We start from the raw sequence: 6,702 nt of genomic DNA, 5'->3' as shown, positions 1-6,702 counted from the left end.
CTTCTTCTTCCTCTTCTTCTTCAACTTTCTCACCGAGTAACTCTGCAAGAGCTCTTTTAGTAACTTTTGCAAGTACTTCTTGGTATTCAGGAACTCCAGTTTCACCAAGTTTTGCAGCTTCTTCGATAATTACAGGAACGTATTCTTCGAATACTTTAGAACGTTGTTCTTTTTCTTTAGCCGCCCTTTTAGCTCTTATGTGTTTTTGTAATTTACGAGCTAATTTCATGGTTGATTGTCTGATTTCGTGAACGATTTCAGGTTCTGGAGATACACTTTGTTTACCAGTTGAAAGATATGGTACTTGAGTTGAAATAATATTTACAAATAAAGTCAATGGAGTGTTGTCCATGTCTTTCAATCCATAACGTTTCCAATCGATACTTTTTAGCGCTTCTGTAATAGCACAGCTTCCTGCATCAAATGTTAATGGAACTCTGTTTGCAAATCTCATAATTTCTGATTTTCTCTGTTCGTTAACAACTCTTCCAGCATTTCCTCCATAAGCAAGACCTGCTTCGATAATGAATGAAACCCCTCCTGCATAGGTAACAGGCTTTCTTGTAATGGTTGTTACAAATTCAGGTTGAAGGATTTGTTTCATACCTTTTTCGATTTGTTCAGATCCGATTGGTATAAGTCCGTCGGTTGGCGGAGCCATGAATTTCATTTTCTTAAAGCAGTGAACAATTGCTTCTGCTTCTTGGAAGGTCATAGCTTTAGGACGCTTGTTCATGTCAATTCCAGTAATCTGAGAGATTTCATCAACCCTTTTATTAGACATCCTTGACAATGAAGAAGTCAACATACTTTTGTATCTTCTGCTGTCGGTATTTTGTGCCATTGTCATTAAATCGTCAGCACTTACACCTTTAGGGTGAGGCAATACTTCTTTTGGTTGTACTGGCACTACATCAGCTGCTCTTTTAAAGATGTATTTATGTCCGGACGGGTCTCTGAAGGTGATTTTTGCATGTGGGTTTCCAATCATGGTTCTTCTGATGTATTCAAAAGCACCTTGTTCTGCAAGGGAGTAGGATACTTCTTTAAATTGTAATTCAATACATACTCCTGTACTTTCAGCAGGGTAGTCTTCCCTTTCCATTAAAATTCCGCGGTTGTTTTTAACATCCATCTGGAATTTCATTTTAACTCCCTTGATTTCACCGCCTTCTTTGTAGCATGAAATTACGCGTGCAGGTTTACCGGTAGTCATTTGGGATAAGAGTACACAACCACTACAACCTAAACCTTGTTGTCCTCTGGATTGGATGTTTCTGAATTTTGATCCTGCAAACATCATACAATATACTTGCATAACATAGTCTTCAGGAATTCCAGGCCCATTATCTTTATGCCTTAAAATATAATGTTCCTTGTCAACACGTTTTAATTCGATGTCGATATCCGGCAATATTCCAGCTTCTTCACATGCATCAAAACTGTTTGTAATCAATTCGTGAAATACAATAGTTAAAGAACGGATTTTACCAGTGAATCCCAACATCTGTTTGTTTTTTCTAAAGAACTCAGATGGGGTTAACCTTTGAAAGTCTTCTTCCCAATCTAATCCTAATTGTTGTTGATCCAAAATTTTTTCCTCCTTGTAAATTTCATATGTTTAAATTATTATAATTTCTATATTTAAATAAATTGAGAGAGAGCATTTGAAAAGTAATATTTTCATCCTACCCTATCTAACTTATCAAAATATGTGGTAAAATAATAAGTTAAAAATATGTAGAAAATATAGTATTTGCACTACACTATCTATATAAGTTGGTCAAAGTATATAAAAGTTTTCAAGTATTAATAAAATTTTTATAGCAAAGTGCCATAATTATTACTTTTATCTTGTAATTTTTCTTTGATATGTAAAAATTGAGTTAGTTCTCTAAATTACTAATTTTCATTAAAATACAAAAAAAGGGTTAGGAGTAATTTAACTCCTAGTAATCTTTTTCATCAAAGTCAATGCCATCTTTGAATTCGATTTTATCGTCTTCAATTCCGACAAGGTCTTTGAATTCTTTCATTTTCAAGGAATCTTTCTTATGTTCTAAAAATCCATAAACTGATTTATGTCTTGATCCGTTCAAAATCATTTCAATAGCTTCCTTTGCAATCATAATGTTGTCCATTTCTCCAATTAATGAAACAGTTTTTCCATAAACTGCCATGTCAACTTCCGCCATTTCCATGATTATTTCACGAGTCTTACCATCTTTTCCAATGATTCTGCCTTTATGTCTTGCAAGAGCCTTTTTGGATTTGCCGATATATAACGGCAGACTGATTACTTCTAAATAAACATCATCACTAATAAGTTTCATTGCTACTTCCGGATTAAATCCACGAGCTATTGCTTTAACGATATGATTTGCGTTCCATACTCCTAATGGATCTTCCATGTCATCGCTTGGTGTGATATAAACTGTGCCTTCGTCACTATCAATATCTAGGATGGTTCCAGTTATTTTTTCAATGGATTTTTTAACATTACCATTGCTTCCAATCAATGCCCCTACTCTATTTTGAGGTATTTTTAGATAATCTGTTTCTGGCATAAATATCACCTTTTCTTAATTATACTTTATAATAATTATTTAATTTCGAATGTTTAAATGTTTTGCTTAAAATAGGTATTTCTTTATAAGGAAATATTTATTTGAAAAGAAATTGATAATATTATTTAAAAAAGAATTAAATTGGCTGGGAAGATAAAATGAAATTAAATTCGGAATCATTCGTAGTGTTTGTAGCATTCATAACATCATTTTTTGCAGTATTTTTATCCGTGGGCATAGTTTTGGGAGTTCCAGCTATCGCTTCAGAATTTGGAATGAACAATGTTATTCAGAATTGGATTACAACATTGACTGCACTTGTAATTGCGGTATTTACACTTCCTGCAGGTCAGCTTTCAGGAAAATACGGAGTTAAAAAATCGTTAATATTCGGGGTTTCACTATTCTTGGGAGCGTCAATTGGCGCATGCCTGTCATTTTCAACAGAATCATTTTTAATATTTAGAGTATTGCAAGGTATCGGAATCGCATTTTCAAACGTATCTGCAATTGCAATGGTTGTACAGGCAGTCAAACCGCAGAACAGGGGAAAGGCATTAGGTTTTACTGTAACCGGGATTTATTTAGCCGGGTCTCTATCGCCCGTATTCAGCGGATTTTTAGTGCACAACTTTGGATGGAGGGCAATGTTTTACTTTGTCATTCCATTTTTGATACTTTGTGTAATACTTATGATTTTAAAAATACCTGACGAGTGGATAACCTATGCTGACAGTAAAATCGATACGGTTGGTTATATTTTATATGGAATAGGTATTGTATTATTTATTTATGGATTTACTAATCTAATGAATGGCTTTGGAGCCATATCTATTATAATTGGATTGGTCTTATTAATCCTATTCGGTTATTTCGAGCTTAGAATTGAAAGTCCTGCATTTAATATGAATTTATTTAGAAATATGAAGTTCACATCATCTAATATTGCTGCATTATGCAGTTATCTTGCAATAGCTTCGATTACAACAATCTTAAATTATCACTTCCAGTATGTTAGGGGTTGGGATGCTCAGATTTCAGGGATTATGTTAATGGTTACACCAATTATAATGGCAATAATGGCCCCAAACTCCGGAAAACTATCAGATAAAATACATCCTCAAAAACTAGCGGCTTTTGGAATGACTATTACAACAATGGCGCTTTTAATATTGATATTTTTGGATGCAAACACTCCACTTTATCTTATTGTCGTTGCCATGATACTTCAGGGTGTGGGTATGGGATTATTCACAACACCTAATACCAATGCAATTATGAGTTCCGTTCCTCCAAACGAAACTCCAAACGCTTCAGCGGCCCAATCAGCCATGAGGACAATAGGACAAACTATGAGTTTGGGTATTCTGACACTCGTATTTGCATGGATAATGGGCAGTTTGGAACTTTCATCCAAATATGCCGGCATGATAATGCAATCTTCACAATTAGTTTGCTTAATATGTACAATGATTTGTATAGTGGCGATTTTCGCTTCACTGATAGGTATACGCTCAAAGGATTCATTCAATATATGAATGTGAAAACTCAAATCAAATAAAAGGAGACTATGGTATGTCAAAAAAAGAAGAGTTGATAAGCAAAGGTTATAAGGCTTACGAGAATAATGAGATCATTGTTTTTTGGAAACCTGATTTGTGTGAGCATGCAGCAGAATGCATAAGGGGAAATAATCAGGTTTTTGATGTTAATAGGAGACCTTGGGTAGATGTATCTGCCGCATCAGCAGAAGAAATAAGTAAAATAATTGACAAGTGCCCATCAGGGGCCCTTAAATATGAAATCAAATGAGAGCAATGTAAAATCTAGGTTTCCATGGCCACTAGCTTTCGGTGAGGTTTTAATAGCAGATAAGATGTAAATATACAAGTTCACAGATTTCCTTTTTGTTATTAACCAATGCCCATATCTAAAATTTAGGATTAACATATTCCCGTAAAAAAGATGTTTTAATTACAGTTTCTCTAGCAACATTTTCAATTGATGAGGTTGTGTGGAAAATAGTTATTTTTTTAAAGCAATTTAAATAAAGATAATTTTAATCACTGAGATTTTTGAGGAATATCTGATGGATTTAAAAAATAACCTGCTTTTGACAGCATATACTATAATAATTGGGGTTATTGCAGGATTGATTATTTGGTGCTTTATAAGGGGCATGAACTTGGGAATTAATTTCTTATGGGATTATCTGCCTAGTTTAATAAACTTTAAATATTATACGATTGTTGTATGTTTAATGGGCGGGATTCTAATAGGTTTGTGGAAAACTAAATATGGGGATAGTCCTGAAGAATTGAATCAGGTAATCAAGACTGTTAAACAGGAGCACAGGTATTCATATAGTAATATTTTCCCCTCCATCGTTTCTTCGATATTGCCGTTGATATTTGGGGCCAGTGTCGGGCCTGAGGCAGGTTTGACAGGCATTATCGCAGGATTATACACTTGGATGGGAGATAAATTAAAAATATTTAATGAGGAACTTGAAGAATTGGCTCACATTGGTATTACGGCAACTTTGGGAACAATATTTGTTTCGCCAATGTTCGGTTTCGTAGAACCCCTCGAAAATGAAGAAAGTAAATTGCCGAAAACATCAAAAAACATATTGTATTTTGCGGCTATTTTAAGTTCTTTTGGAATATTTGTCTTTTTAAATCATTTAACCCATAACCAAGCAGGATTACATTCGATTGGTACGGCCACTTTATCTAATCTGAATTATTTGGGCATAATAATATTGATAGTCTTTGGAATACTGCTTTCATATGTCTATTTTGCCAGTCATAAATTGTCTAAAATCGTATTTGAAAGTCTGGATGGCAATTTCATCTTAAAAGGGATTGTTGGGGGCTTGATGATGGGCATAATTGGAACTTTACTTCCATTAACAATGTTTTCAGGTGAAAAACAGATATATCTTTTATTGGATGTCGGCGCCCAGTTAGGAATAATTGTCTTAATTCTAACAAGTATCTTAAAAATTGTCCTAACGAATATCTGTATTGAAACCGGTCTTAAAGGAGGACACTTCTTTCCATTGATATTTTCAGGCACTGCAATGGGATATGCATTAAGTATTCTTTTAAATATGGATCCTATAATTTCAATGTCTGTTGTTACAACATCTTTCATGGCAGGCATTTTAAAGAAGCCTATCGCAGTGGTATTGTTATTGATGATTATATTCCCTATGAATTTAATTCCATTGATGTTGGTGTCTGCAGTAGTTCCATGTCTTTTTAAAACGCCTGAATTTTTAGATGCATCCTGCGAGTATTAACGAACATCATCATCCAATTCAAGCCAGTAATGTCTAAAACTTAGGGTTTACGTATTCCCAAACTTCTTCAAAACTAGTTTCAACGCCAAGTTTGGTGTATTCACGAACAAGTGTGTTAATATCGCGTTCAAGTAATTCTTTTGAAATTGGATTGTCCAATACAACTGATTGTGAAACATCAATAATCACGGGCTCTTCATCTAAATTTAAGATATTGTAATTAGACAAGTCTCCGTGAACAAGTTTTGCGTCATTAACAAACATTTTTAACTGAACCAATAGTTTATTCCAAAATTCTTCCGGATTTTGCGGAGGTTGGTTTTTAACTGGTTGTGCAGGGTTTCCATCAGCATCACCAATAAATTCAATTAGCAGGACATTATTTGAACTTGTTATTGGTTCAGGAACATTAACCCCGGCTGAATGTAAGCGGGTTAAATTTTTAAACTCTTTTGTAACCCAAGAATAGATAATTTTTCTTTTATTTTTAGTTTTAACATTAAATCTTGGATCGCCTTTAAGATAATAATCCATTTTTTTAAAATCCGAAGTTGCTATTCTATATATTTTAACTGCAACAAATTTTTCATCATCGGTAATTCCTGTAAGCACATTTGCTTCCTTACCTGTGCTTATTGCTCCATTTAAAATATCAATATATCCTTGGTTGGCTAATTTATATAGTGTTTCCAATGTAATTTTATCAAAAATTTCATTTCCGGTTTTTCTTTCAGAATTATCTTTTCTTCGTTTTTCTGAATGAATTTTTTGATGTTTGGCATCAGCTTTAGCAACTTTTGGATCCATTAAAATCAAAAAAATAAGTAA

6 protein-coding genes are annotated in these 6,702 nt (G+C 33.8%); 3 read left to right on the top strand and 3 right to left on the bottom strand.

The window, feature by feature from the left end; all coding sequences use genetic code 11:
• On the bottom strand, window positions 1-1,591 hold a 1,591-nt coding region (top6B, locus tag IKS50_RS05575), incomplete at its 3' end, for a DNA topoisomerase VI subunit B (protein WP_292846681.1).
• Between the two features lie 358 nt (window positions 1,592-1,949).
• On the bottom strand, window positions 1,950-2,567 hold the full coding sequence (locus IKS50_RS05570) for a KH domain-containing protein (protein ID WP_292846678.1): 618 nt from the start codon (window positions 2,565-2,567) through the stop codon (window positions 1,950-1,952).
• A gap of 158 nt (window positions 2,568-2,725) precedes the next feature.
• Here IKS50_RS05570 and IKS50_RS05565 point away from each other — a divergent pair, with 158 nt between their 5' ends.
• The 3 genes from IKS50_RS05565 to IKS50_RS05555 all read left to right on the top strand — a co-directional run bounded on the left by IKS50_RS05565 (window position 2,726) and on the right by IKS50_RS05555 (window position 5,874).
• Window positions 2,726-4,105, top strand: a complete 1,380-nt coding sequence (locus IKS50_RS05565; protein ID WP_292846675.1) for an MFS transporter — start codon at window positions 2,726-2,728, stop codon at window positions 4,103-4,105.
• Between the two features lie 37 nt (window positions 4,106-4,142).
• Window positions 4,143-4,379 (top strand): (4Fe-4S)-binding protein, encoded by a 237-nt coding sequence (locus IKS50_RS05560; protein ID WP_292846671.1) that lies wholly within the window; start codon window positions 4,143-4,145, stop codon window positions 4,377-4,379.
• A gap of 277 nt (window positions 4,380-4,656) precedes the next feature.
• On the top strand, window positions 4,657-5,874 hold the full coding sequence (locus IKS50_RS05555; protein WP_292846668.1) for a chloride channel protein: 1,218 nt from the start codon (window positions 4,657-4,659) through the stop codon (window positions 5,872-5,874).
• A 33-nt stretch (window positions 5,875-5,907) separates the two neighbouring features.
• Here the strand turns inward: IKS50_RS05555 and IKS50_RS05550 are convergent, their stop codons facing one another.
• Complete coding sequence (locus tag IKS50_RS05550) at window positions 5,908-6,681, bottom strand: serine protein kinase RIO (protein WP_292846665.1); 774 nt, start codon at window positions 6,679-6,681, stop codon at window positions 5,908-5,910.
• Window positions 6,682-6,702 lie beyond the last annotated feature (21 nt).

Source organism: Methanobrevibacter sp. (assembly GCF_017539065.1).
Taxonomy (GTDB): Archaea; Methanobacteriota; Methanobacteria; order Methanobacteriales; family Methanobacteriaceae; genus Methanocatella.
Note: the sequence above shows the minus strand (reverse complement) of the source record. Positions and strands in the feature narration are given on the sequence as shown.